This is a genomic window from Streptomyces armeniacus, from assembly GCF_003355155.1.
In the GTDB taxonomy this organism is placed as follows: domain Bacteria; phylum Actinomycetota; class Actinomycetes; order Streptomycetales; family Streptomycetaceae; genus Streptomyces; species Streptomyces armeniacus.
In genome coordinates, this window is record NZ_CP031320.1 from 1849397 (window position 1) to 1873490 (window position 24094).

A 24094-nucleotide genomic window follows, 5' to 3' on the forward strand; every position below is an offset into this window, starting at 1 on the left:
AGCCGCACGGATGGTCTGCGACCTGCCCGGACGGAAGAGTGTGCGTCAGGAAGGGGCGCGGCGCCGCACCGCCGGCACGGGGCGGCGGAATGGCGCGGCGGCCCGTCCGGCACTCGCCCAAGGGGGGCGCGAGCCGGGGGATACGGGGAACGGGGGCACGGGGGGCGCCGGCGGGCGTGTGCTTTACGGCACGCGTCCGCCGACGCGTCCCTGGAGGAGCAGAGACAGCGCGCCGTGCACGTCGTCCAGCGAGCGCTCCGGCTGGAACGACTGCCAGTCCAGTGCCGCCACCAGCACCATTCCCACCAGGGCCGCGGCCGTCAGCGGGATGTCGATCTCGCCGCTCAGCTCGCCCTCCTCGACACCCGCGCGCAGCACCGTCTCGACGACCGCGACCACCTGCCGGCGTACGACGGTCAGCGTCGAGCGCCAGGCGCGGTTGGTGCGCCACAGTTCGGCGACGTACAGCTGCGTGAAGGCCGGATAGCGGTCGATGAACAGCAGCCCGGCGCGGACCATCGCGTCCAGCGCGTCGACCCGGCTGCCGCCCTCGGCGGCGGTCTTGTCGGCGGCGTGCCGGAGGTCGGCGGCGAGCAGCGCGACGCCGTGCCGCAGCAGCTCCTCGAACAGCTCGGTCTTGCTCTTGAAGTTGTAGTAGACGGTGCCCTTGGCGACGCCCGCGCGGTCGGCGATCTCCTCCACGGTGGTGGAGGAGAAACCCTGTTCGGCGATGAGCGTGACCGCCGCCTCGTAGAGCTTCTGCCGGGTCGCGTTGCGGCGGGCGCTGGTCGTGTCCATGGTGCCGATTCTCACAGACTGATCTCCGGGTGCAGGCGGTCGACGGTCCAGGTCTGGCGGCGGCGGGCCGCGAGCGCGGTGAGCGCCAACGCGCCCGCCGTGTACGCCGCCAGCACCCCGCACGCCTGCCAGACCGGCCCGAGCCCGCCGCCGGTGATGAGATGCCGCAGCCCGTCGACCACGTACGTCATGGGCAGGAACGGGTGCAGCGCGCTGAAGAAGCCGGGGCTCGTCTGCACCGGGTACGTGCCGCCGGCGGACGTCAGCTGGAGCATCAGCAGCGCCAGCACCAGGATCCTCCCGGCCGGCCCGAAACGGGCGTTGAGCAGCTGCACGAGCGCCGTGAAGCACGCCGTCACCAGCAGCAGGAAGCCCGCCGTCGCCGCGCCGCGCGCCATCTGGAGGCCCAGCCCCCAGTGCAGGACGCCGAGCAGCACGCCGGCCTGTGCGGCGCCGATCGCCGCCACCGGCAGCCAGCCCGCGAGCGCGATGCGCCAGGCGGGCGCGCCCGCCGCCAGCGCGCGCCGGTTGAGCGGCTGGAGCAGCATGTACGCCACCATCGCGCCGACCCACAGGGACAGCGGGATGAAGTACGGGGCGAAGCCGGTGCCGTAGTTCGGCGCGGCGTGCAGCGCACCGGAGGTGAGCCCGACCGGGTCGGCCATGACGCCCGTACGGTCGTCGCGCTGCCGCTTGTCGTAGTCCGGGATCTTGTCGGCGCCCTTGTGCAGCCCGCCGGCGAGCTCCACGGAACCGTCGGCCAGCCGGAACATCCCGCCGCGCAGGCTGTCCGCCCCCGTGGAGAGCCTGCCGAGGCCCGTGTCGAGGGACGCCGCACCGGACTTGGCGGCCGACAGGCCGGTGTGCAGCTTGGCCGTGCCGCGGGAGACCTTGTGCGCACCCTCGTTCAGCTTGTTGACCTTCTTGACGGCCTGGTCGAGGTCGTCGCCCAGATGCGGGGCGGCCTTGGCGAGAGCGGTCGCCTGGGTGTGCAGCGTGTCGAGGTCCCGGCCGAGATCGTCCAGTTTCTGACGGTCCTTGACGAGATCGTTGACCTTCTTCGCGACGCCCGCGGACCGTTCCGCGGCGTCCACGGCCTTCTTGAGGTCCCGGCACCCGGCACCGCCGTCACCCGCCGGCGGCGAAGTCCCGCACCGTTCCTCGTAGATCGCGGACAGTGCCTGCTCCGCCTGGCGCGAATCGGTGCGCGCCTTGCGGGCGGTGGCCGGCAGCCCGTCCAGCTTCTCCTTCAGCGACGTACTGCCGCGTGCGACGGCCCGCGCCGCGATCCCGATGTCGTCGTCGTGCTCGCGCAGGAACGGACGGACCTCACGCGCCGCCCCGTTCACCTTGTCCGCCAGCTTCTGGGTCCCGCCGGCGACCTGGCTCGCCCCCTTCTTGACCTTGCCGGAGCCGGCGTACAGCTCCTTCGTACCGTCCTTGAGCTGTCCGCTGCCCTCCTCCGCGTCGTCCAGCCCGCCGGCCAGATCGCCCGCGCCGCGCTTCGCCTTGCCGATGCCGTCACCGAGCTCGTCGGCGCCGTCGGCGGCCTTCTGCGTCTGGTCGTGCAGGGAGGAGAAGGAGATGAAGATCCGGTCGAAGAAGCCGCGCGCGGTCTTGCTCGACGCGGCGGCGCGCACCTCGGAGAAGACGGTGCGGGAGATCTGCCCGACGAGGTAGTTGTTGGCGTCGTTCGTCCGCACCTTGAGCGCGCCCGTCTCCGGGCTGTCACCCGCGCCGGACGCGAGGCGCTCGCTGAAGTCGGCGGGCACGGTGAGCGAGAGCTGGTAGCGCCCGTCCTCCACACCGGCGCGCGCGTCTGCGGCGCTCGTCTCCCGCCAGTCGAACGTGTCGCTGCCGCGCAGCTGTTCCACGAGCGCGTCGCCGGCGCGGAGCGGTTCGCCGCCCGCGGTGGCGCCGCGGTCGTCGTTGACCAGCGCGACGGGTATCCGGTCGAGGCGGTCGTACGGGTCCCAGAACGACCAGAGGTAGAGCCCGCCGTAGAGCAGCGGCAGCAGCAGCATCGCGGCCATGGCGGCGCGGGGGAGGCGCCCGCGGCTGAAGCGCCGGAGTTCGAGCGCGGCCAGCTTCGGGGCCCGCATCAGACGCGCTCCTCGGCGGGGGTGCGGGGAGCGTCTGCCGCTTCCGCGTCTGCTGCGTCTGCGTCTGCCGCGTCTGCGTCTGCGTCCGCCGCTTCCGCGTCCGCCGTACGGCCCGTGCCTGCCTCGGGGTCGGCCTGCGGGCGGCCGGTCCGCACCGTGACCACGCCACCCGCGGGCTCCGGCTCCGGCGCGCCTCCGCCGGGTGGCGGCGGCGTGCCGACGGCCAGCACGGTCGTACCGGCGGCGGCCACCCCGTACAGCACCGACCACGCCGCCCGGCAGTCGTCCGCCGGGAGCTTGAACCCCACGTCGTCCACGGCGAGCAGCCGCGGCTCGCCGGTGAGCGCGAGCGCGGTGCCGAGCCGGAAGGCCTCCAGCCGATCCAGATCGCGTACGCGCGTACGCGGCCCCTTCGGCAGCGCGTCCAGGTCCAGCCCGGCCGCGGCCAGCGCGGTGTCGAGCCGCGCGCGTGCGGCGGCCGTACGCTCCCGCCGTGGCGTCAGCAGGGCGCGCAGCGGGGCGCCGAACCGGCGCTGGAGCAGGGCGCGTTCGCGCAGGTGCTCGGCCACGGTCAGGGCCGGTTCGAGGTCGGTGACGCCCGGCACCGGGCCCAGCGCGCTGAACCGCCGCACCGCCGCGGCCCGCCGGGGCAGCCGGTGGCCGCCCACTTCCGCGTGGCCGCCGGTGGGCCGCATGCGGCCGGTGAGCGTCAGCAGCAGACAGCTGCGTCCTGAGCCGGAAGGACCGTCGACGGCGATCAGCGCTCCGGGTCCGGCCTCCACCGCGACGTCCCGGAACACCGTGCCCCGCGAGCCGTTCAGCTCCAGTCCGGCGGCCGAGACGGCGACGCCGCCCTTGGTCTCCTCGCGCACGGCTGCTCTCCCCATTCCCTGTCGGTCCTCTTTTGTACTGACCGGTCAGTACAAGAGTATGCCGCATGCGGAGAGTTCGTGCGGGCAGCGCCCTCGCAAAGGGCGTTTGTGCAGGTCAGAGTGGATTGTCAGTGGCATGAGCAACGATGTGCACATACGGCCGAATCATCGGAACCGTCAGACGACTGCAGGAGGTTCGCCATGCACGGGCCCCCGAACGATGTCCACCCCGTCCTGCGCCGCGCCGCGGCCCCGCCCGCCGCGCTCGACCTGCTGGCCCAGGCGCAGCACGGCCTGGACGAGGCCGTGGCGATGGAGACGCCGAACGAGCGGTACGCCACGGCCCATCTCGCCGCGCTGCGCACCGCCGCCGCCGTGCTCGCGGTGCGCGGCCGCCCCGAGACGAGTGAACGGCGCAGACACCGCATACGCAGCGCCTGGGAGGTGCTGCCCGAGGCCGCACCCGAACTGACCGAGTGGTGCGTGCTGTTCGCCTCCGGCGCGCAGCGCCGCGCCCGCGCCGAGGCGGGCATCCAGGGCGCCGCGAGCTGGCGGGAGGCGGACGACCTCGTCCGCGCGGCCGGCGCGTTCCTGCGCATGGTGGAGCGGATGCTCGTCTCGCAGCCCGCGCTGCCGCAGCCGCGGGTGGCACCGGTGGACGAGCCGCCGGCGGACGGCACGCTCCGGCACGGCATGACGCACGGCATGCCCCACGTGCACCCGCGCGCGGGGTGACGCCCGTACGGGCCGCCGTACGGATGCGGATCGCGTACGGGCCGCGGCACGGGTACGGATCGCCGTACGGGCGGCCGCGCAGGGCCGCACCGGGCGGCGTCCGTGCCGGATAGGCTGGGAGCGCCAGCACCAGAGCCGCCGAGGAGCTCCGCCATGTCCCGCCCCAGCGCTTCCATCCGTACCGCCGTGGTCTGGGAGGTCATGAAGGACGCGCTGGACCGGCGGGTCAAGGCCACCGGCCGCGACGTGCTGGAGGTCCTGGACACCGGCGGCGGCAGCGGGAACTTCGCGGTGCCCGTCGCCCGGCTCGGCCACCGCGTCACGGTGGTCGACCCCAGCCCCAACGCGCTGTTCGCCCTGGAACGCCGCGCGGCCGAGGCCGGCGTGGCCGACCGGGTGCGCGGTGTGCAGGGGGACGCACACGGACTGTTCGAGGTCGCCGAGCGCGGCGGCTCCGACGCGGTGCTCTGCCACGGCGTGCTCGAGTACGTGGACGACCCCGCCGAGGGACTGCGCAACGCGGTCGCGGCGCTGCGCACCGACGGCGGCGTCCTCAGCCTGCTCGCCGCCGGGCTCGGCGGTGCGGTGCTCGCGCGCGCCCTGGCGGGCCACTTCACCGAGGCGCGGCAGGCGCTCACCGCGGCCGACGGGCGCTGGGGCGCGGGCGATCCGGTGCCGCGCCGGTTCACCGCCGAGCAGCTGACCGAGCTGGTCACCGGCACCGGCCTGGAGGTGGCGGCCGTCCACGGCGTACGCGTCTTCGCGGACCTGGTGCCCGGCGCGCTGGTGGACACCGAGCCGGACGCGCAGGAGGCGCTCGCCCGGCTCGAGGCCGCCGCGTCCGAACTGCCCGCGTTCCACTCGGTGGCGAGCCAGCTGCACGTGCTGGCCGAGGTGGGGCCGCGCTGACGGTCCGCGGTGCGGCGGCGGGGGTCGTGCGCTATGCCACAGCCCGCCCGATTGTCTGCTACGCGCCGTATGATCGAGGCACACCGTCCGGCATGACGGAAAGGCGGTGAGGGAATGCACGGAATACACCGACCATCACCACTGCCCGGCATCCCGGTGCAGGTGGGAGGAATTGGCGTAGAGGGCGGGTTTCACGGGGGCGATTCCCTGCCTATCCTTGAAGGGTCGCACCCGGTCGCCCCCGCGACCGACGAGTAGGAGGACGCCGTGCCGCTCTCTGAGAACGAGCAACGCATGCTCGAGCAGATGGAGCGAGCGCTGTACGCCGAAGATCCCAAATTCGCGACAGCGCTCGAGGGAAGCGAGCTGCGCACGTACACCCGCAAGCGGGTCTACCAGGCAGTGGCGGGCTTTCTCGTGGGTATCGCCCTCCTCATGGCCGGTATGGTCGCGCAGCAGATCTGGATCAGCGTCGTCGGTTTCCTCGTCATGCTCGGCTGCGCCGTGCTGGCCGTGACCGGCTGGCGCAAGGCGCCCAAGCCGGGCGAGGAGCAGTCCGGCGGCGGCTCCGCGGCGGCGCCGCCGTCGCCCGCCGGCACGCGGCAGCGCCGGCAGCCACGGCAGCGGCGCTCGATGATGAACCGCATCGAGGACCGCTGGCAGCGACGGCGCGACGAGCAGGGTTAGCCGCGGCGTACAAGGCAGGCGGGGCGCGCTGAGCGCGCGTCCGCGCTCCTCAGACCGTCAGGTTCCTCCGTAAACGGTGTACGGGTGGGGGCCGCCTCTCAGGGAGGCGGCCCCCACCCGTCGTGCTGTCCGCGGCGGCTGAGCGCCCGACGCGGCCCTGGCCACGGCGTACGTGCGTTCAGCCGGGCAGCCTGGCCGGGTGCCCGTCGTGGCCGCTTCGGGCCGTCCTCAAGTGCCGGATCGGCTGGGATGTGGCCCCGGCCGTCACTGCCGGGGGCCCGTCGCGAAGCGGAGCCGCAGCCGTCCGCGCCACCGTTCCGATGCCGCCGTCCAGCCCGCCGAGACCGCCCATGTCACCCGAACGGACGAACGTGGCAGCAGTAGCGCCCGCGCCCTCCGCCGCTTCGACGCCGCCTCGTGCAGCGCCTGCCGGACCTGGCGTACGTCGTCGGCGAGCCCGTCCGCCGGGCGCGGCTCGCGGGCGTACAGCACCTGCTCCACCGCGAGCGCCACCCGGTGCGCCGCCGCGGCGGCCTCCGGCCCCAGCTCGCCGTCGCGGGCGAGCCGCGCCGCGGCCGTACGGGGGGTCGCCGACTCGTCCGGCGGGACGCCGTAGTCCCAGCCCGAGTCGAGCATCTCCCGCCAGGCGGCGAGTGGCCCGGCGCGGGCGGCGAGGCGTCTCGAACGGGCTCTGGTCCGCCACAGCATGGGCAGCAGCGGTACGCCGAGCAGCAGCAGACCGGCCGTGGCCAGCAGCACCGTCATACGCAGCGGGAAGCCGCCGCCCGACGAGCCGCTGTCCGTCGGCGGCGCGAGCTGCCCGCACTGCGGGTCGGCCCGCTTCTGCTCCGCCGTGCACTGCTCCGACTGCGAGGGCGCCGGGCTCGGCTCCTGCGAGTCCTCGGGGCGTGCGGGCAGTTCGTCGTCGGCGCCGTCGTCGATGTCCGGCGCGTCCGGCTGCGCGTACACGGGCGCGGAGCCGCGGGTCGGCGTCGGCTCGAAGCGTGTCCAGCCGACGCCCTCGAAGTACAGCTCGGGCCAGGCGTGCGCGTCCTGCAGGCCGACCGCCATCCGCCCCGAGCTCTGCGAGCTGCCGGGCGTGAAGCCGACCGCGACCCGGGCGGGGATGCCCAGGGTGCGGGACATCGCGGCCATCGAGAACGCGAAGTGGACGCAGAAGCCCTCCTTCTGCTCCAGGAAGTTGACGATCGCGGCCGATCCGCTGCCGGCCCGTACCTCCGTGTCGTACGTGAAGCCGCCGTCCTCCGCGAACCACTGCTGGAGGTCGACGGCGCGCTCGTAGTCGTTGTCCGCGTTGCGCGTGATGCGTTCCGCCTCGCGGTGGACCATCGACGGCAGCGAGTCGGGCACCTCCGTGTACTCGCGTGCCACCGACTCCGGCGCCGACCCGGCCTGCGCCAGCTGCCGCGCGGTGGGCCGTACGGTGAGGCTCTCCACGTCGTACTCCGCGCCCTGCGTGGTCTGCCCACGGTCGCCGACGAGCGTCCGGCCCTCCGGCTCGAACCGCCACCGGCCGTCGACCTGGACGCGGCTGGCGGGGTACGGCATCGGCAGCCAGTTCTGCGCGTACCAGTCGGCGGCCCTGATGTTGGTGCGGATGGTGTCCGTACGGACCTCGGGCGCCAGCCCGCGCGGGTTCGGCAGCGGGTCCGGGACCTCCGTGATGCGCCGCTCGGACGGCTTCCAGGAGGAGCCGTCGAACTGGTCCAGGGCGACGATCCGCAGATACATCTCGTCGGGGGACCGGGTGTTGCTGCCGTACGTCAGCACGGTGCGGTTCTCCGGCTGGTTGAGGCTGTCCTGCAGTGCCACCAGCGGGTTCACCGCCGAGACCGTGCTGTTGTCGCTCCCGCCGCCGCCCCGGTCCCGTACGGAGTCCAGCAGCCCGCCGCTCAGCGACGGCAGCAGCGCGGGCACGACCAGCGCGATGCCCAGCGTCAGCGCCCCGATCCGGCGCCCGGTGCGCACCGGCGCCACGGCCGGCCCCGTCACGCTGCCCGGCTGGTGGGCCTTCCCGAACGGGCGCGAGCGGTCGGCGAAGACGCGGCCCCACTGGGACAGCCGTTCCCGCCCCTCCGCGAGGAGCAGCAGCAGATAGCCGCCCGCCGCGCACACGAACCACAGCCAGCGCGCGCCGCCCTCGGACAGCCCGGCCGCCACCGAGTACAGGGCGAGCAGCGGGAGTCCGGCGGGGGCGGCGCTGCGGTACGTCACCGCCAGCGCGTCCACGATCAGCGCGATGGCCAGCACGCCGCCGACCAGCATCAGCCGTATGCCGTCGGTGACGGGCGCCGGTATCGCGAACCGGCTCACGTCGTCCGAGCCCGCGTTGAGCAGGTCCGCGAACCGCTGGAACACCTCGGGGCTCGGCACGACGCCCGCGAACGCCTCGAGCGGCGCGAAGACCGCCGTGAGCAGCACCAGCGACACGAGCGCCTGCGCCGCGATCGTCAGCGGCCGTGCCAGCGGCACCCGCCGGGCCGCGGCGCCCACGCCCGTCTGTACGAGGACCAGCGCCGCCGCCTGCAGCAGCCAGGTCGCCGGCGTCACCAGCGGCAGCAGCGCGCACGCGGCGGCGATCGTCGCCGCCGCCGCGCAGACCGCGAGCCGCGCCCGTCCACTCATCGGTCCAGCCCCTTCACCACGGCGTTGTCCGCGTCCCGCCACAGCGCGGGCAGCGAGGTGCCCGGCCCGCCCGGCAGCGCGGTCCAGCCGGACTCGGCCAGTGCCCGCATGGCGGCCTCGTATGTCTCCGGGCCCAGCCCGGGGTGTGCGGCCTGGGCGGCGAACGCCACCGCCCGGTTCGTACGCTGCCGCATCCGCGCGATGAGCGCGGCCTGGTCCTCGTCGAGATCGCCGACGAAGGCGATCAGCAGCCCCTCGCGGCCCGTCGTGTTCCCGCGCAGGACGTCGTGCGCGCGGGCCAGGCCGTGCTCCGCGGAGTGCTCGACCACCGCCAGCGTGTCCAGCAGCAGTCCCGCCGTGTCCGAGGAGTCACCGCCGAAGCTGGCTCCGTCGGGGCCGGGCGCCATCGCGCCGGTGTCGGTCAACAGCCGTACGGCGTAACCGCGTTCCAGCAGGTGCAGGCAGACGGAGGCGGCGCCGGAGACTGCCCACTCGAACGGCGAGTCGGGTCCCGACCCGGTGTACGCGCCGCGCCGCGTGTCGAGCAGCACCGTGCAGCGCGCCTTCTGCGGCTGCTCCTCGCGGCGCACCATCAGCTCGCCGTAGCGGGCGGTCGAACGCCAGTGGACGCGGCGCAGGTCGTCGCCGTGCCGGTAGCCGCGCGGGATCACGTCGTCGTCGCCGGCCAGCGCCAGCGAGCGCTGCCGCCCGTCGCCGTACCCGCTGGTCTCGCCGGCCAGCCGCACCGGCGGCAGCGGCTCGACCTGCGGGACGACGGTGAGCGTGTCGTACGCGCTGAACGACCGGGTCAGCTCGCACATGCCGAACGGGTCCGTCAGCCGCAGCTGCAGCGGCCCCAGCGGGAACCGCCCGCGCAGGTCGGAGCGCACGCGGTACGAGACCTCGCGGCGGCCGCCCGGCTCCACCCGGTCCAGTACGAAGCGGGGGCGCGGCCCCAGCACGTACGGCACCCGGTCCTGGAGCATCAGCAGTCCGGTGGGCAGCCGGGAGACGTTGTCGACGCGCAGGTGCACGCGCGATTCGCTGCGCGCGGGCACGCGTGCGGGGGCCAGCCGGCGCGAGCCCGCGACCCGGTAGCGGGTGCGGTGCAGCACCAGGACGCAGACGAGCGGCAGCGCGGCCAGCAGCATGCCGACCCGGAGCAGGTCGGCCTGGCCCAGGATGTACGCGCAGATGGCCGCCGCCACTCCGGCGGCGAGGAAGGACCGGCCCCGTGTGGTGAGGCCGCCGAGGGCGGTCCGCAGCGAGCTCTTGTGCCGGCCCGGGTCCTGGGCGCCGGGGCTGACCTGGCCGCTGTCCGGGCCGGGCCGGTCCTGGCCCTGGATGCGGCCCGGGACGCCGGCGCCCTGCCCCCGCGCCCCGGCCTGGCCGCTTGCCGGACTGTGCCCGCCGGACATCAGTAGCCCCGCGGCTGCTGCCGGCCGTAGTCGGGCGGGGTGGCCGGAACGGCCGGCGTGGCCTGCGCGGTTCCGGTGGGCACGGGCGTGCGCTGCAGGATCTCGGCGACGACCTGTTCGGGCGTACGGCGGTTCAGCTGCGCCTGCGCCGTCGGCAGCAGCCGGTGCGCCAGCACGTGGACGGCCAGCGACTGTACGTCGTCCGGCAGCGCGAACTCGCGGCTGCACAGCGCCGCCGCCGCGCGCGCCGCCCGCAGCAGGTGCAGGGTGGCGCGGGGCGAGGCGCCGAGGCGCAGATCGGGGTGCGTACGGGTGGCGGCGACCAGGTCCACCGCGTACCGCCGTACGGGGTCGGACACGTGCACCCCGCGCACGGCCTCCACCAGCTTCACGATGTCGTGCGCGTGCGCCACCGGCTGCAGGTCGTCCAGCGGCGAGGCGCCGCCGTGCACGTCGAGCATCTCCAGCTCGGCGGCCGGGCTCGGGTAGCCGATGGACACGCGCGCCATGAAGCGGTCCCGCTGCGCCTCCGGCAGCGGATAGGTGCCCTCCATCTCGACCGGGTTCTGGGTGGCGACAACCATGAACGGGTCGGGCAGCGTGTACGTCTGCCCGTCGATGGTCACCTGCCGCTCCTCCATGGACTCCAGCAGCGCGGACTGCGTCTTGGGCGAGGCGCGGTTGATCTCGTCGCCCAGGACGATCTGGGCGAAGATGGCGCCCGGCTTGAACTCGAAGTCCTGCCGCTGCTGGTCGTAGACGCTGACACCCGTGATGTCGGAAGGCAGCAGGTCCGGAGTGAACTGGATGCGCCGCACCGAGCAGTCGATCGAGCGCGCGAGCGCCTTCGCCAGCATGGTCTTGCCGACGCCCGGCACGTCCTCGATCAGCAGATGGCCCTCGGCGAGCAGCACGGTCAGCGACAGCCGCACCGCCTCCGGCTTGCCCTCGATCACGCTCTCCACCGAGCGGCGCACGTCGTCCGCGGTGGTCGTCAGATCGTTGAGGCTCACGTGTTCGTCATACGTTGTCACTTGGCCCATTGTTCACGGTGGCAGGCGATTACGTCACTCTTCCGCTTCGATCTCGGGCTCGATCTCCCGCAGCCGGCCCGTCCGTACATCGAAGACGAAGCCCCGCACATCGTCCCTGAAGGGAAGGAACGGCGAGGTCCGCACCCGTTCGATCGACTGCCGGACATCGCTGTCGAGATCGTGGAAAGCCTCAACTGCCCAGGCCGGACGTTGTCCGACCTCGGCGGCGAGCTCGTGCCGGAAGTCCTCGGTGAGGTTGAGCAGTCCGCAGCCCGTGTGGTGGATCAGCACCACCGAACGGGTCCCGAGGGCGCGCTGGCTGATGGTCAGGGAGCGAATTGTGTCGTCCGTCACCACGCCGCCCGCGTTCCGGATGGTGTGGCAGTCGCCCAGCTCGAGGCCGAGCGCACGGTGGAGGTCGAGGCGGGCGTCCATACAGGCGACCACGGCGACCCGCAGGACGGGCCGGGCGTCCATGCCGGGGTCGGTGAACTCGGCGGCGTAGCGTTCGTTGGCCGCCACGAGACGGTCGGTGACGGTTTCTTCGCGAGCGGAGGGCGCAGAAGACGAGGACATGCCTACGACGTTAGCTGGTCACAGGGCCGTCCGGCCCGCGGAGAGACCGGTCAAAGGCGGGTCAACGGAGCGTCGTGTGAGGTAACCCACAGGTCGTACGCCCGCGCCGGGCGCCCCCGTACGGAGCTGCCGGGACGCGCCTGACCAGTTGGTTGACCGGGGGGAGTAGTGGACTAAAGTGACGCGAAGTGGGAGGCGTGGCACTCCCCGTGGATTCCGGGTCCTTCGCGTACGCGGCCGCGTACGTGCGGCTCGGCCTCCTCCCGCTCCGGGCCGTCTGACGCCCCTTCCCCGGCGCCAGAGGCAGCTTCCCCAGCAGAGCGGGCGGGGACCAAGATGCACGTGCGGCCGGACAGGCCCTGGTGCCCGCCGGACCTGAGAGGGCACATGAGTACGAACGAGCGTCACGTCCCGGTCATGCTGCGGCGCTGTCTGGACCTGCTCGCCCCCGCCCTCGCCGAACCGGGCGCCACCGTCGTCGACTGCACGCTCGGCCTCGCCGGGCACGCCGAGGCGCTGCTGACCACCTTTCCCGCCGCCCGGCTGATCGGCCTGGACCGCGACCCCGCCGCGCTCGAGCACGCCCGGGAGCGGCTGGCGCCGTACGGCGACCGCGCCACCCTCGTACACGCCGTCTACGACGAACTGCCCGACGTGCTGGACAAGCTCGGCACGCCGCGCGTGCAGGGCGTGCTGTTCGACCTCGGGGTCTCCTCGATGCAGCTGGACGAGGCGGCGCGCGGCTTCGCGTACGCCCAGGACGCGCCGCTGGACATGCGGATGGACCAGACGCGCGGAGTGAGCGCGGCGGAGGTGCTCAACACGTACGCGCCGGGCGAGCTGGTCCGCATCCTGCGCACGTACGGCGAGGAGAAGCAGGCGAGGCGGATCGTCGAGGCGGTCGTACGGGAACGGGCGAAGGAGCCGTTCGAGACCAGCGCGCGGCTCGTCGAGGTGATCCGCGACGCGCTGCCGCAGGCGGTCAAGCGGACCGGCGGCAACCCGGCGAAGCGCACGTTCCAGGCGCTGCGCATCGAGGTCAACGGCGAGCTCGAGGCCGTGGAGCGGGCCATTCCGGCCGCCGTGGACGCGCTCGCGGTCGGCGGCCGCATCGCCGTGCTCGCGTACCACTCGCTGGAGGACCGCCTCGTCAAACGGGTCCTCGCCGCCGGGGCCGCCAACACCGCGCCCGCCGGGCTGCCCGTCGTGCCCGAGCGCTACCAGCCGCGGCTCAAGCTGCTCACCCGCGGCGCCGAACTGCCCACCGAGGACGAGATCGCCGAGAACCGCCGCGCCGCCCCCGCACGGCTGCGCGGCGCCGAGCGTGTCAGGGAGGTACAGCCATGACCGCACAGCAGCGCCTCGCCAGGCTGGTGAGCCTGGTCCCGTCGGGGAGTTCGAGAGCCGCGCGTACGCCGTTCGTCCTGCTGATGGTGCTGCTGCTGGGCTCGGGGCTGCTCGCGCTCCTGCTGCTCAACGCCTCGCTCAACAAGGGCTCGTTCCAGCTCGACGACCTCGAGCAGCAGACCGAGGAGCTGACGGACGAGCAGCAGGCCCTGGAGCAGGAGGTGGGCTCGTACTCCGCGCCCGGCGCCCTGGAGGGACGCGCCCGCGAACTCGGCATGGTCCCCGGCGGCGCGCCCGCCTTCCTGTACCCCGACGGCACGGTGCGCGGCAAGCCGGAACCGGCCGCGGGCGAGGGCGGGCAGGGGGCGCCGTGAGCGAACGACCGGGCGAAGGGCGCGGCTCACGCGGGGAGCGCGAGGGCCGCGACTCGCGCGGGGAGCGCGACGGACGCCCGCGCGGCGCGCGCGGCGAGCGTCCCCGGGGCGAGCGCGACGCCCGCGGCGAGCGCCCCCGCGGCGAGCCGCCGCGCGACGCGCGCCCCGACCGCCGCGTTCCGCGCCCCGCGCGCGCCGGCACCGACGCCCGTACGGACCGCTCCCGTACGGACCGCTCCCGTACGGACCGCGACGCCCGTACGGACCGCCCCGCGCGCGCCTCCCGTACGGACCGCCCCGCACGTACGGGTGAACGCCCGCACGGAAGCACCGCCCTCCGGCTCGCCCGGCCGCGCCCGCGGCTGCGCCTCATCGGCTTCACCATCACCCTCGTCGTGCTGATCTTCACCGCCCGCCTGCTCCAGGTGCAGGCGGTCGACGCGGGCGCGTTCGCCGACAAGGCCGCCGTGAACCGCTATATCACCGTGCCGCTCGCCGCCGAGCGCGGCACCATGACCGCCCGCGACGGCACGCCGCTGGCCACCACGGTGGACGCGTACGACATCACCGCCGACCCGTACCTCTTCCGGCCCGACCAGGCCGGCGTCCCCGACGCCCCGGCCCAGGCGGCCACGCTGCTCGCGCCGATCCTCGGCGAGGAGACCGGGGAGCTGGCGAAGAAGCTGTCGCAGCGCGACACCCGGTACACGGTCCTCGCGCGGAAGCGGACACCGCAGGCGTGGCGGCAGATCGAGGACCTGAAGAGCGCGCTCGCCGACAAGGCGGCCAAGGGCAAGGGCACCAACGTGCTCGCCGGGGTCTACTCCGAGGAGCACGCCAAGCGCGTCTATCCGAACGACGAGCTCGGCGCCAGCGTGCTCGGCTTCGTCAGCGCCGACGGCAAGGGCGGCGGCGGTCTGGAGGCGCTCCTCGACAAGAAGCTCCAGGGCGAGGACGGCAAGATCACCTACACCCAGTCCGGCGGCCGTCAGGTCCCCACCGCCGACGTGGAGGAGCAGTCGCCCGTGCCCGGCTCGGACATCGAGCTGACCCTCGACCGGGACATCCAGTGGGCCGCGCAGCGCGCCATCAGCGAGCAGGTCGAGAAGTCGAAGGCGGACGGCGGTTACGTGGTCGTGCAGGACACCGCGACCGGCGAGCTGCTGTCGGTGGCGAACGCGCCGACGTTCGACCCGAACCGCCTCCGTGAGGCCGACGGCGCCAGCCTCGGCAACGGCGCGCTCCAGGACGCGTTCGAGCCCGGCTCGACATCCAAGCTGATGTCGATGGCCGCCGTGCTGGAGGAGGGCGCCGCGACCCCCGGCACCCATGTGACGGTGCCCAACAGGCTGCCGCGCGCCGACCGCTCGTTCGCCGACGACGTCGACCACCCCACCTGGCAGCTCACCCTCAACGGCGTGCTCGCCAAGTCCAGCAACATCGGCACCATCCTGGCCACCGAACAGCTCGGCAAGACGCAGCCGCAGGCGAACCGGGTGCTGCACTCGTACCTGCGGAAGTTCGGCGTCGGCCGGAAGACCGGGCTCGGCTTCCCCGGCGAGACTCCCGGGCTGCTCGCGGACCCCGCGGACTGGTCGGCGTCGCAGCAGTACACGATCCCGTTCGGGCAGGGGCTGTCGCTCAACGCCGTCCAGGCCGCGTCGATATACTCCACGATCGCCAACGGCGGCACCCGCGTCGAGCCCAGCCTCGTACGCGGCACGAAAGGTCCGGACGGGCGCTTCACCGCCGCGCCCGAGCCGGACAAGCGGCGCGTCGTCAGCGAGAAGACGGCGGGCACGCTGGCACGGATGCTGGCGACCGTCGTCTCCAGCGACGACGGCACCGGCACCGCGGCCCGCATCCCCGGGTACCAGGTCGCCGGCAAGACCGGCACGGCCAACCGGGTGGATCCGGAGACCGGCCGCTACCGCGGCTACACCTCCTCCTTCGCCGGCTTCGCGCCCGCCGACAAGCCGCGCGTCACCGTCTACTGCGCCGTACAGAACCCGCGTAAGGGCAGCTACTTCGGCAGTGACGTGTGCGGCCCGGTCTTCAAGCAGGTCATGGAGTTCTCGCTGAAGTCCCTGCAGATCCCGCCGACGGGTGAGAAGCCCCGTCCGATGCCCGTCTTCTTCGACCAGAACGAACGCCACGGAGCAGCACGTGAGAACGATCACTGACGGTGCGTGGAACCGCCGGGACCCCGCGCGTACGCCGCGCCCCTCGCTTCGCGACACCGAGCCGCCGCCCGGTACGCTCACCGCCGTGCCACAAGCTGATCAGAACCCCACCGCGCCGCCCCGCCCGGAGCAGCCCCGTCCCGCGCCGCTGGCGGAGCTGGCCCGGCAGCTGGGCATCGAAGCGCCCGCCGCGGACGAGCCCGCCGGAGGCGCCGCGGCCACCGGCATCACCCACGACTCGCGCGCGGTACGGCCGGGCGACATCTACGCCGCCCTGCCCGGCGCCCGCTTCCACGGCGCCGACTTCGCCAACCAGGCCGCGAGCCTCGGCGCCGTCGCCGTCCTCACCGACCCGGCCGGCACCGAACGGGCCGCCGCCACCGGGCTGCCGGTGCTCACCGTGCCGGACCCGCGCGGCCGTATGGGCGCACTGGCCGCACGGATCTACGGCGAGCCGGGCGAGGACCTGCTGCAGATCGGCATCACCGGCACGTCCGGCAAGACCACCACGGCGTACCTGATCGAGGGCGGCCTGCGGAAGGCCGCCGAGAAGGACGGCTCGCTCACCGGTCTGATCGGCACCGTCGAGTCCCGTATCGGCGACGAGCGGCTCAAGTCGGAGCGTACGACGCCCGAGGCGACCGAGCTGCAGGCGCTGTTCGCGGTGATGCGGGAACGGGGCGTGCGGTCGGTCGCCATGGAGGTGTCCAGCCACGCGCTGGTGCTGGGCCGGGTCGACGGCTGCGTCTTCGACGTCGCCGTCTTCAACAACCTCAGCCCGGAGCATCTGGACTTCCACCCGGACATGGAGGACTACTTCCGGGCGAAGCTCCAGCTGTTCACCAAGGCGCGGTCGCGCGCGGCCGTCGTCAACTTCGACGACGAGTACGGCTTCCGGCTCATCCGCGAGTCCCAGGTGCCGGTCACCACCTTCTCCGCCGAGGGCCATCCGGACGCCGACTGGCGGGCCGAGGACGTCGAGGTCGGCCCGACCGGCTCCACGTTCACCGCCGTCGGCCCGGAGAACGTGTCCGTACGCGCCGTCGCGCCGCTCCCCGGCCCGTTCAACGTGGCCAACGCGCTCGCCGCCATCACCGCGCTCGCCGTGGCCGGGATCGACCCGCAGACCGCCGCCGACGGCATCGCCGCCGTACCGGGCGTGCCGGGGCGGCTGGAGCGGGTGCAGGCGGGGCAGCCGTACCTCGCCGTCGTGGACTACGCGCACAAGCCGGACGCCGTCGAGTCCGTCCTGTACGCCGTACGCAAGGTCACCGACGGCGCCGTGCACGCCGTCCTCGGCTGCGGCGGCGACCGCGACCCGCACAAGCGGAACGCCATGGGCGCGGCGCTCGCCCGGCTCTCCGACACCGCCGTGCTCACCTCCGACAACCCGCGTACGGAGGACCCGCTGGCGATCCTGGCCACCATGCTGGCCGGCGCCGCCGAGGTCCCCGCGTACGAGCGCGGCACCGTCCTGGTCGAGGAGGACCGCGCGGCGGCCATCGCCGCGGCCGTCGCCCGCGCCGAGCCGGGGGACACGGTGCTCGTGCTGGGCAAGGGGCACGAGCTCGGCCAGGACATCGCCGGTGTGGTCCGCCCGTTCGACGACCGGCAGGTGCTGCGCGACGTCATCGAGGCGACCCGGCGGGCTGCCCGGCAGGCAGCCGGGCAGCCGGGCGGGCAGCAGCAGCCGGACGCGGCACGGCCGGACGCCCCGCCCGTGGCATCCCCCGCGAACACATCCCAGCCGGACGACTCCCAGGCGGACGACCAGAACCGATGATCCCCCTCTCCCTCACCGAGATCGCCGCTGTCGTCTCCGGACAGCAGTGCGACATACCGGACCCGGACGCCGAGGTCACCGGGCCGGTCGTGATCGACTCGCGGAAGGTGGTGCCGGGCGGCCTGTTCGCCGCGTTCGACGGCGCGCGCGTCGACGGCCACGACTACGCCGGACAGGCCGTCGCCGACGGCGCCGTGGCCGTCCTCGCCACCAGACCCGTCGGCGTCCCGGCGATCGTCGTCGACGACGTGGAGACCGCGCTCGGGGCCCTCGCCCGGCACACGGTCGCCAAGCTCGGCACCCAGGTCGTCGCGCTCACCGGTTCCGCGGGCAAGACCAGCACCAAGGACCTGATCGCGCAGCTGCTGGAGCGGCTGGGCCCGACGGTGTGGCCCGCCGGCTCGCTCAACAACGAGATCGGGCTGCCCGTCACCGCGCTCCGCGCCGAGCAGGACACCCGCCACCTCGTCCTGGAGATGGGCGCCCGCGGCGTCGGCCACATCCGCTACCTCACCGGACTCGTACCGCCCCGCATCGGCGTCGTGCTCAACGTCGGCGTCGCCCACATCGGCGAGTTCGGCAGCCGCGAGGTGATCGCCCAGGCCAAGGGCGAGCTCGTGGAGTCGCTGCCGCCGGCGGCGGAGGGCGGCGTGGCCGTGCTCAACGCGGACGATCCGTACGTACGCGCCATGGCGGCCCGTACGAGCGCGCGCGTGGTGTTCTTCGGGGAGGCCGCCGACGCGGACGTTCGTGCCGAGAATGTCCGGCTCACCGAGCAAGGCCGCCCCGCTTTCACGCTTCACACACCCTCCGGGTGCAGTGACGTGACCATGCGCCTGTACGGTGAGCATCACGTGTCGAACGCGCTCGCCGCGGCGGCCGTCGCCTGCGAGTTGGGCATGTCCGTCGAGGGGATCGCCGAAGCGCTCTCCGCCGCGGGCACACTCTCCCGCTGGCGGATGGAGGTCAGCGAGCGCGCCGACGGCGTCACGGTCGTCAACGACGCCTACAACGCCAACCCCGACTCCGTGCGGGCCGCACTCCGTGCGCTCGCTGCCATGGCCGGGGGGCGGCGGACCTGGGCGGTGCTCGGTGAGATGGCCGAGCTCGGTGACGAGTCGCTCGCCGAGCACGACGCGGTCGGACGGCTCGCCGTCCGGCTCAACGTCAGCAAGCTCGTGGCGGTGGGCGGCCAGGAGGCCGTCTGGCTCGACATGGGTGCCAAGAACGAGGGTTCGTGGGGTGAGGAGTCGGTGCACGTGTCCGACGCTCAGGCGGCGGTCGACCTGCTGCGCAGGGAGCTGCGCCCGGGGGATGTCGTACTGGTGAAGGCGTCCCGGTCGGTTGGGCTGGAGCGGGTCGCGCTCGCCCTGCTCGACGAGGGCGAGGTCGCTGCCAGATGAGGCAAATCCTGTTCTCCGGGGTTATCGGTCTCTTCCTGTCCCTCATCGGGACGCCGCTGCTGATCAAACTGCTCGCCCGCAAGGGCTACGGGCAGTTCATCCGCGACGACGGGCCGCAGAACCACCACAGCAAGCGCGGCACGCCGACGATGGGCGGCATCGCGTTCATCCTGGCGACCCTCGTCGCGTACGTCCTCACGAAGGTGCTCACCGGCAGTGAGCCGTCGTTCTCGGGCGTGCTGGTGCTGTTCCTGTTCGCGGGCATGGGTCTCGTGGGCTTCCTGGACGACTACATCAAGATCGTCAAGCAGCGCAGCCTCGGCCTGCGGGCCAAGGCGAAGATGGCCGGACAGCTGATCGTCGGCGTCTCCTTCGCGATCCTGGCGCTGAACTTCGCGGACAACCGCAATCTGACGCCGGCCTCCACCCGGCTGTCGTTCACCCAGGACTTCGGCTGGTATCTGGGCCCGGTGATCTTCGTCATCTGGGCGCTGTTCATGATCCTCGCGATGTCGAACGGCGTGAACCTGACGGACGGTCTGGACGGCCTGGCCACCGGCGCGTCGGTGATGGTGTTCGGCGCGTACACCTTCATCTGCGTCTGGGAGCACCAGGAGTCCTGCGCCAACGAGCTCACCGCGGGCCCCGCCTGCTACGAGGTACGAGATCCGCTCGACCTCGCCGTCGTGGCTGCCGCGCTCATGGGCGCCTGCTTCGGCTTCCTGTGGTGGAACACCTCGCCCGCCAAGATCTTCATGGGCGACACCGGCTCGCTCGCACTCGGCGGCGCCCTGGCCGGACTGGCCATCTGCTCGCGCACCGAGCTGCTGCTGGCCATCCTCGGCGGCCTGTTCGTCCTCATCACGATGTCCGTCGTGATCCAGGTCGGCTCGTTCCGGCTGACCGGGAAACGCGTCTTCAAGATGGCACCGCTGCAGCATCACTTCGAACTCAAGGGCTGGTCCGAGGTCCTGGTCGTGGTCCGCTTCTGGATCATCCAGGGCATGTGCGCGATCCTCGGCATCGGCATCTTCTACGCCGGGTGGGCGGCGGCGAAATGAGCACCGCACCCGTGCCAGGACCCGCCGACGAGGCCGAGGACTTCACGGGCCGTCAGGTCACCGTCGCCGGGCTGGGCGTGAGCGGCATCAGCGCCGCCCGCGCCCTGGCCCGGTACGGCGCCGAGGTCACCGTCGTGGACGGCGGCGACAGCGAGGCGCACCGCACCCGCGCCGAACCGCTCACCGCGGAGGGCATCGCGGTGCGGCTCGGCGACGGCGCCACGCTGCCCGACGGCACCGGCCTCGTCGTCACCTCGCCCGGCTGGCAGCCGGACAGCCCGCTGTTCGCGGCCGCCGCGGCGGCGGGCGTCCCCGTATGGGGCGACGTGGAGCTGGCATGGCGGCTGCGCGGCCCCGGCGCCGCGCCCTGGCTCGCGGTCACCGGCACGAACGGCAAGACCACCACCGTACGGATGCTCGCCGCCATCCTGGAGGCCGCCGGCCTGCGCACCGCCGCCGTCGGCAACATCGGCACCCCGCTGATCGACGTCGTGCTCTCCCCGGAGTCGTACGACGTGCTGGCCGTCGAGCTGTCCAGCTACCAGCTGCACTGGGCGCCGAGCGTACGTGCGCACTCCGCCGCCGTCCTCAACCTCGCGCCCGACCACCTCGACTGGCACGGCTCCATGGAGGCGTACGCCGCCGACAAGGGCCGCGTCTACGAGGGCAACGAGGTCGCCTGCGTGCACAACACCGCGGACCCGGCGACCGGCGAGCTGGTGCGCGCCGCCGACGTCGTCGAGGGCTGCCGCGCCATCGGCTTCACGCTGGGCACGCCCGGCCCCTCCGAACTCGGCGTCGTGGACGGCCTGCTGGTCGACCGCGCCTTCGTGGAGCGCCGGCACCAGCAGGCGCAGGAGCTCGCCGAGGTCACCGACGTCGACCCCCCGGCGCCGCACAACATCGCCAACGCGCTCGCCGCCGCCGCCCTCGCCCGCGCCTACGGCGTGCCGCCCACCGCCGTACGGGACGGGCTGCGCGCCTTCCGGCCGGACGCGCACCGCATCGAGCACGTGGCGGATGTCGGCGGCGTGCGCTATGTGGACGACTCCAAGGCCACCAACACCCATGCCACGGAAGCCTCGCTGGCCGCGTACGACCCCATCGTCTGGATTGCCGGCGGACTGGCCAAGGGCGCGACGTTCGACGGGCTCGTCACGGCGTCCGCGGCGCGGCTGCGGGGTGCCGTACTGATCGGTGCGGACCGCCACCTCATCCGCGAAGCCCTGGCGCGACACGCCCCGGATGTCCCGGTGGTCGATCTCGAGCGGACCGACACTGGGGCGATGGCGGCGGCCGTGGCCGAAGCGGCACGGCTGGCGCAGCCCGGCGATACGGTCCTGTTGGCACCCGCCTGCGCCTCGATGGACATGTTCACGAACTACAACAGACGCGGCGAGGCCTTCGCGGCGGCGGTACACGCCCTGGCCACCGTCCGGACCGCCGACGAACAGTAGCCCGCCGGTCCCCGCGGACCGCGGCTGCGGGCGACCAGGAGGGGACACGGACATGACGACAGACCGCAACCCGCCTCAGCCCCCGCCCCGCGACCGTTCCGCGCGCGCCGCGCGCCCGTCCCGCGGCGAGCAGCCGTCCCGCCGGGACCAGCCGCCGCGCGGCGGTGACCCGTCCCGCCGCGACCCCGGTGCACGCCGCGTACGCCGCGACGCCGCCCCGCGCGACCCCGCCTCCGCCGGCGCACCGGCGCGCGCCCGCGGCGCGGCGCTCCGCCGGCCCGCCCGTACGCCCGCCCCTCCGCCCCGGCGGCCTCCGAAGCGACCGAAACCCCCGAGCGGGAACGACGGTTCGGCCCGGCTGCAGCGGCTGTACGCCCGCGCGCGGCGCGCCTGGGACCGCCCCCTGACGGCGTACTACCTCGTCCTGGGGGGCAGCCTGCTGCTCACCGCGCTGGGCCTCGTGATGGTCTTCTCCGCCTCGCAGATCGAGGCGCTGCAGTCCGGGCTGCCGTCCACGTACTTCTTCCAGAAGCAGCTCGTCGCCGCCGCGCTGGGCGCCCTGCTGATGCTCGCCGCCTCCCGTATGCCGGTGAAGCTGCACCGCGCGTGCGCGTATCCGCTGCTCGCCGCCTCCGTCTTCCTGCTGTGCCTGGTGCAGGTACCCGGCATAGGGCACGCGGTGAACGGCAATCAGAACTGGATCCAGCTCGGCGGCCCGTTCCAGCTCCAGCCCAGCGAGTTCGCGAAGCTCGGGCTGGTGCTGTGGGGCGCGGACCTGCTCGCGCGCAAGGGCGAGAAGCGGCTGCTGACGCAGTGGAAGCACATGCTGGTGCCGCTCGTACCGGTCGCCTTCATGCTCCTCGGGCTGATCATGCTCGGCGGCGACATGGGCACCGCGATCATTCTCACAGCGATCCTTTTCGGCCTCCTCTGGCTGCTCGGCGCGCCCACCCGGCTGTTCGCCACGACGCTCGCCGTCGCCGCGACGCTCGGCTTTCTGCTGATCAAGAGCAGCCCCAACCGGATGGCGCGGCTCGGCTGCCTCGGCGCCACCGACCCCGGCCCGGAGGACCAGTGCTGGCAGGCCGTGCACGGGATCTACGCGCTCGCCTCCGGCGGATGGTTTGGTTCCGGGCTCGGTGCGAGTGTGGAAAAATGGGGTCAACTCCCCGAACCACACACCGACTTCATCTTCGCCGTGACAGGAGAGGAACTGGGTCTCGCGGGGACGCTGTCGGTACTCGCTCTCTTCGCGGCTCTAGGCTATGCGGGTATCCGCGTGGCCGGACGCACGGAGGATCCCTTCGTCAGGTATGCCGCGGGAGGCGTGACCACCTGGATCACGGCGCAGGCCGTGGTCAACATCGGTGCGGTGCTCGGCCTGCTGCCGATCGCCGGTGTCCCGCTCCCGCTGTTCTCCTACGGGGGTTCCGCTCTGCTGCCGACGATGTTCGCCATCGGGTTGCTGATCGCGTTCGCGCGCAGCGACCCGGCGGCACGAGCGGCACTGGACATGCGGCAGCCTGTGTTCGGCAGGATGCGGGCCGGGGTGAGAAGGAAGACGATGAGACGGCGCGCCGAACGGCCGCCGTCCGGAGAGCGGTGAATTTCGGTGCATGTCGTACTCGCCGGTGGGGGGACCGCCGGCCACATCGAGCCCGCGCTCGCCCTCGCGGACGCCCTGCGCAGGCAGGACCCGACCGTGGGCATCACGGCTCTCGGCACGGAGCGCGGTCTCGAGACCCGGCTCGTCCCGGAGCGGGGCTACGAACTCGGCCTGATCCCGGCCGTACCGCTGCCGCGCAAACCCACACCCGAGCTGATCACCGTCCCCGGGCGGCTACGCGGCACCATCAAGGCGGCGGAGCAGATCCTGGAGCGCACCAAGGCGGACTGCGTGGTCGGCTTCGGCGGCTACGTCGCGCTGCCCGGCTATCTCGCGGCCAAACGGCTCGGGGTGCCCATCGTCGTACACGAGGCCAACGCGCGCCCCGGGCTGGCCAACAAGATCGGTTCGCGCTACACCCGCCACGTGGCCGTCTCCACCCCGGACAGCAAGCTGCGGCACGCCCGTTACGTCGGCATCCCGCTGCGCCGCAACATCGCCGTCCTCGACCGTTCGGCGGCGCGCGCGGAGGGCCGCGCGGCCTTCGGCCTCGACCTCAACCTGCCCACCCTGCTGGTCACCGGCGGCTCGCAGGGCGCGCGCAGGCTGAACGAGGTCGTGCAGACCGTCGTGCCGCACCTGCAGCGCGCGGGCATCCAGGTCCTGCACGCGGTGGGCCCGAAGAATGAAATGCCGGATCTCGACCACATGCCGGGAATGCCGCCTTACGTACCGGTACCGTATGTGGACCGGATGGACCTCGCGTACGCCGCTGCCGACATGATGCTCTGCCGCGCGGGCGCGATGACCGTCGCGGAGCTGTCAGCCGTCGGGCTCCCGGCCGCGTACGTCCCGCTGCCGATCGGCAACGGCGAACAGCGGCTCAACGCCCAGCCGGTGGTCAAGGCGGGCGGCGGGCTGCTCGTCGACGACGCCGAGCTGACACCGGAGTGGATCAAGGGCAATGTGCTTCCGGTTCTCTCCGATCCGCACCGGCTGCACGACATGGCGCGCGCGGCGGCCGAGTTCGGCCGCCGGGACGCCGACGAGCTGCTGGTCGGCATGGTGTACGAAGCGATCGCGGCACGCCGCCAGGGCTGACC

19 protein-coding genes are annotated in these 24094 nt (G+C 73.3%); 12 read left to right on the forward strand and 7 right to left on the reverse strand.

Annotated features, from left to right (window positions below):
- Nucleotides 1–183: 183 nt before the first annotated feature.
- The 3 genes from DVA86_RS08170 to DVA86_RS08180 are packed head-to-tail and all read right to left on the reverse strand — an operon-like array spanning nt 184 to nt 3787.
- Entirely contained in the window at nt 184–798 is a 615-nt protein-coding gene (locus DVA86_RS08170; protein ID WP_208876961.1) for a TetR/AcrR family transcriptional regulator, read from the reverse strand.
- An 11-nt stretch (nt 799–809) separates the two neighbouring features.
- Nucleotides 810–2900 carry a YhgE/Pip domain-containing protein gene (locus DVA86_RS08175; protein WP_208876963.1) on the reverse strand — a complete coding sequence of 697 codons (2091 nt, stop codon included), beginning with the start codon at nt 2898–2900 and terminating at the stop codon, nt 810–812.
- Nucleotides 2900–3787: an ATP-binding cassette domain-containing protein gene (locus DVA86_RS08180; protein WP_208876964.1), complete on the reverse strand. Its 888-nt coding sequence runs from the start codon at nt 3785–3787 to the stop codon at nt 2900–2902. Before DVA86_RS08180 ends, DVA86_RS08175 begins: the two co-directional genes overlap by 1 nt.
- Nucleotides 3788–3973: 186 nt before the next feature.
- Here DVA86_RS08180 and DVA86_RS08185 point away from each other — a divergent pair, with 186 nt between their 5' ends.
- The 3 genes from DVA86_RS08185 (at nt 3974) to DVA86_RS08195 (ending at nt 6103) form a co-directional block, all read left to right on the forward strand.
- Complete coding sequence (locus DVA86_RS08185) at nt 3974–4507, forward strand: SAV_6107 family HEPN domain-containing protein (protein ID WP_208876966.1); 534 nt, start codon at nt 3974–3976, stop codon at nt 4505–4507.
- Between the two features lie 153 nt (nt 4508–4660).
- Nucleotides 4661–5416: a methyltransferase gene (locus DVA86_RS08190; RefSeq protein WP_208876968.1), complete on the forward strand. Its 756-nt coding sequence runs from the start codon at nt 4661–4663 to the stop codon at nt 5414–5416.
- Nucleotides 5417–5683: 267 nt separating this feature from the next.
- Nucleotides 5684–6103, forward strand: a complete 420-nt coding sequence (locus tag DVA86_RS08195; protein ID WP_208876970.1) for a DUF3040 domain-containing protein — start codon at nt 5684–5686, stop codon at nt 6101–6103.
- Nucleotides 6104–6367: 264 nt separating this feature from the next.
- On the opposite strand, the gene DVA86_RS08200 is transcribed toward DVA86_RS08195, so the two are convergent.
- Genes DVA86_RS08200 through DVA86_RS08215 form a run of 4 tightly spaced genes read right to left on the reverse strand, consistent with a single transcriptional unit; the run spans nt 6368 to nt 11777 of the window.
- Nucleotides 6368–8749: a transglutaminase TgpA family protein gene (locus tag DVA86_RS08200; RefSeq protein ID WP_208876971.1), complete on the reverse strand. Its 2382-nt coding sequence runs from the start codon at nt 8747–8749 to the stop codon at nt 6368–6370.
- A complete protein-coding gene (locus DVA86_RS08205; RefSeq protein WP_208876973.1) occupies nt 8746–10167 on the reverse strand; it encodes a DUF58 domain-containing protein in 1422 nt (473 codons plus the stop codon). Before DVA86_RS08205 ends, DVA86_RS08200 begins: the two co-directional genes overlap by 4 nt.
- The gene (locus tag DVA86_RS08210) at nt 10167–11201 is read right to left on the reverse strand and encodes an AAA family ATPase (RefSeq protein ID WP_208876975.1); all 1035 of its coding nucleotides are present in this window, start codon (nt 11199–11201) and stop codon (nt 10167–10169) included. Before DVA86_RS08210 ends, DVA86_RS08205 begins: the two co-directional genes overlap by 1 nt.
- A gap of 33 nt (nt 11202–11234) precedes the next feature.
- Nucleotides 11235–11777 (reverse strand): beta-class carbonic anhydrase, encoded by a 543-nt coding sequence (locus DVA86_RS08215; RefSeq protein ID WP_208876977.1) that lies wholly within the window; start codon nt 11775–11777, stop codon nt 11235–11237.
- Between the two features lie 387 nt (nt 11778–12164).
- Between DVA86_RS08215 and rsmH the strand changes: the two genes are divergently transcribed.
- Genes rsmH through murG form a run of 9 tightly spaced genes read left to right on the forward strand, consistent with a single transcriptional unit; the run spans nt 12165 to nt 24092 of the window.
- A complete protein-coding gene (gene rsmH / locus DVA86_RS08220; RefSeq protein WP_208876978.1) occupies nt 12165–13124 on the forward strand; it encodes a 16S rRNA (cytosine(1402)-N(4))-methyltransferase RsmH in 960 nt (319 codons plus the stop codon).
- Nucleotides 13121–13498 carry a cell division protein FtsL gene (gene ftsL, locus DVA86_RS08225; protein WP_208876980.1) on the forward strand — a complete coding sequence of 126 codons (378 nt, stop codon included), beginning with the start codon at nt 13121–13123 and terminating at the stop codon, nt 13496–13498. The genes rsmH and ftsL overlap by 4 nt, the downstream gene beginning before the upstream one ends.
- Nucleotides 13495–15681 (forward strand): peptidoglycan D,D-transpeptidase FtsI family protein, encoded by a 2187-nt coding sequence (locus DVA86_RS08230; protein ID WP_208876982.1) that lies wholly within the window; start codon nt 13495–13497, stop codon nt 15679–15681. The genes ftsL and DVA86_RS08230 overlap by 4 nt, the downstream gene beginning before the upstream one ends.
- Nucleotides 15665–17464, forward strand: coding sequence for a UDP-N-acetylmuramoyl-L-alanyl-D-glutamate--2,6-diaminopimelate ligase (locus DVA86_RS08235; RefSeq protein WP_208876984.1), 1800 nt, complete (start codon nt 15665–15667; stop codon nt 17462–17464). The genes DVA86_RS08230 and DVA86_RS08235 overlap by 17 nt, the downstream gene beginning before the upstream one ends.
- Nucleotides 17461–18867, forward strand: coding sequence for a UDP-N-acetylmuramoyl-tripeptide--D-alanyl-D-alanine ligase (locus DVA86_RS08240; RefSeq protein WP_208876986.1), 1407 nt, complete (start codon nt 17461–17463; stop codon nt 18865–18867). Before DVA86_RS08235 ends, DVA86_RS08240 begins: the two co-directional genes overlap by 4 nt.
- Nucleotides 18864–19928, forward strand: coding sequence for a phospho-N-acetylmuramoyl-pentapeptide-transferase (gene mraY / locus DVA86_RS08245; RefSeq protein ID WP_208876987.1), 1065 nt, complete (start codon nt 18864–18866; stop codon nt 19926–19928). Before DVA86_RS08240 ends, mraY begins: the two co-directional genes overlap by 4 nt.
- Nucleotides 19925–21385: a UDP-N-acetylmuramoyl-L-alanine--D-glutamate ligase gene (gene murD, locus DVA86_RS08250; protein WP_208876989.1), complete on the forward strand. Its 1461-nt coding sequence runs from the start codon at nt 19925–19927 to the stop codon at nt 21383–21385. Before mraY ends, murD begins: the two co-directional genes overlap by 4 nt.
- Before the next feature lie 52 nt (nt 21386–21437).
- Nucleotides 21438–22991 carry a putative lipid II flippase FtsW gene (gene ftsW / locus DVA86_RS08255; protein WP_245996418.1) on the forward strand — a complete coding sequence of 518 codons (1554 nt, stop codon included), beginning with the start codon at nt 21438–21440 and terminating at the stop codon, nt 22989–22991.
- Nucleotides 22992–22997: 6 nt separating this feature from the next.
- Nucleotides 22998–24092, forward strand: coding sequence for an undecaprenyldiphospho-muramoylpentapeptide beta-N-acetylglucosaminyltransferase (murG, locus tag DVA86_RS08260; RefSeq protein ID WP_208876990.1), 1095 nt, complete (start codon nt 22998–23000; stop codon nt 24090–24092).
- Nucleotides 24093–24094 lie beyond the last annotated feature (2 nt).

Bases quoted from the DNA above. Each gene is read 5' to 3' on its own strand.
- DVA86_RS08175 (WP_208876963.1), bottom strand. From the start codon at position 2,900: ATGCGGGCCCCGAAGCTGGCCGCGCTCGAACTCCGGCGCTTCAGCCGC.
- DVA86_RS08180 (WP_208876964.1), bottom strand. From the start codon at position 3,787: ATGGGGAGAGCAGCCGTGCGCGAGGAGACCAAGGGCGGCGTCGCCGTC.
- DVA86_RS08190 (WP_208876968.1), top strand. From the start codon at position 4,661: ATGTCCCGCCCCAGCGCTTCCATCCGTACCGCCGTGGTCTGGGAGGTC.
- ftsW (WP_245996418.1), top strand. From the start codon at position 21,438: ATGACGACAGACCGCAACCCGCCTCAGCCCCCGCCCCGCGACCGTTCC.
- DVA86_RS08205 (WP_208876973.1), bottom strand. From the start codon at position 10,167: ATGTCCGGCGGGCACAGTCCGGCAAGCGGCCAGGCCGGGGCGCGGGGG.
- DVA86_RS08185 (WP_208876966.1), top strand. From the start codon at position 3,974: ATGCACGGGCCCCCGAACGATGTCCACCCCGTCCTGCGCCGCGCCGCG.
- DVA86_RS08200 (WP_208876971.1), bottom strand. From the start codon at position 8,749: ATGAGTGGACGGGCGCGGCTCGCGGTCTGCGCGGCGGCGGCGACGATC.
- rsmH (WP_208876978.1), top strand. From the start codon at position 12,165: ATGAGTACGAACGAGCGTCACGTCCCGGTCATGCTGCGGCGCTGTCTG.
- DVA86_RS08215 (WP_208876977.1), bottom strand. From the start codon at position 11,777: ATGTCCTCGTCTTCTGCGCCCTCCGCTCGCGAAGAAACCGTCACCGAC.
- ftsL (WP_208876980.1), top strand. From the start codon at position 13,121: ATGACCGCACAGCAGCGCCTCGCCAGGCTGGTGAGCCTGGTCCCGTCG.
- mraY (WP_208876987.1), top strand. From the start codon at position 18,864: ATGAGGCAAATCCTGTTCTCCGGGGTTATCGGTCTCTTCCTGTCCCTC.
- DVA86_RS08170 (WP_208876961.1), bottom strand. From the start codon at position 798: ATGGACACGACCAGCGCCCGCCGCAACGCGACCCGGCAGAAGCTCTAC.
- DVA86_RS08240 (WP_208876986.1), top strand. From the start codon at position 17,461: ATGATCCCCCTCTCCCTCACCGAGATCGCCGCTGTCGTCTCCGGACAG.
- murD (WP_208876989.1), top strand. From the start codon at position 19,925: ATGAGCACCGCACCCGTGCCAGGACCCGCCGACGAGGCCGAGGACTTC.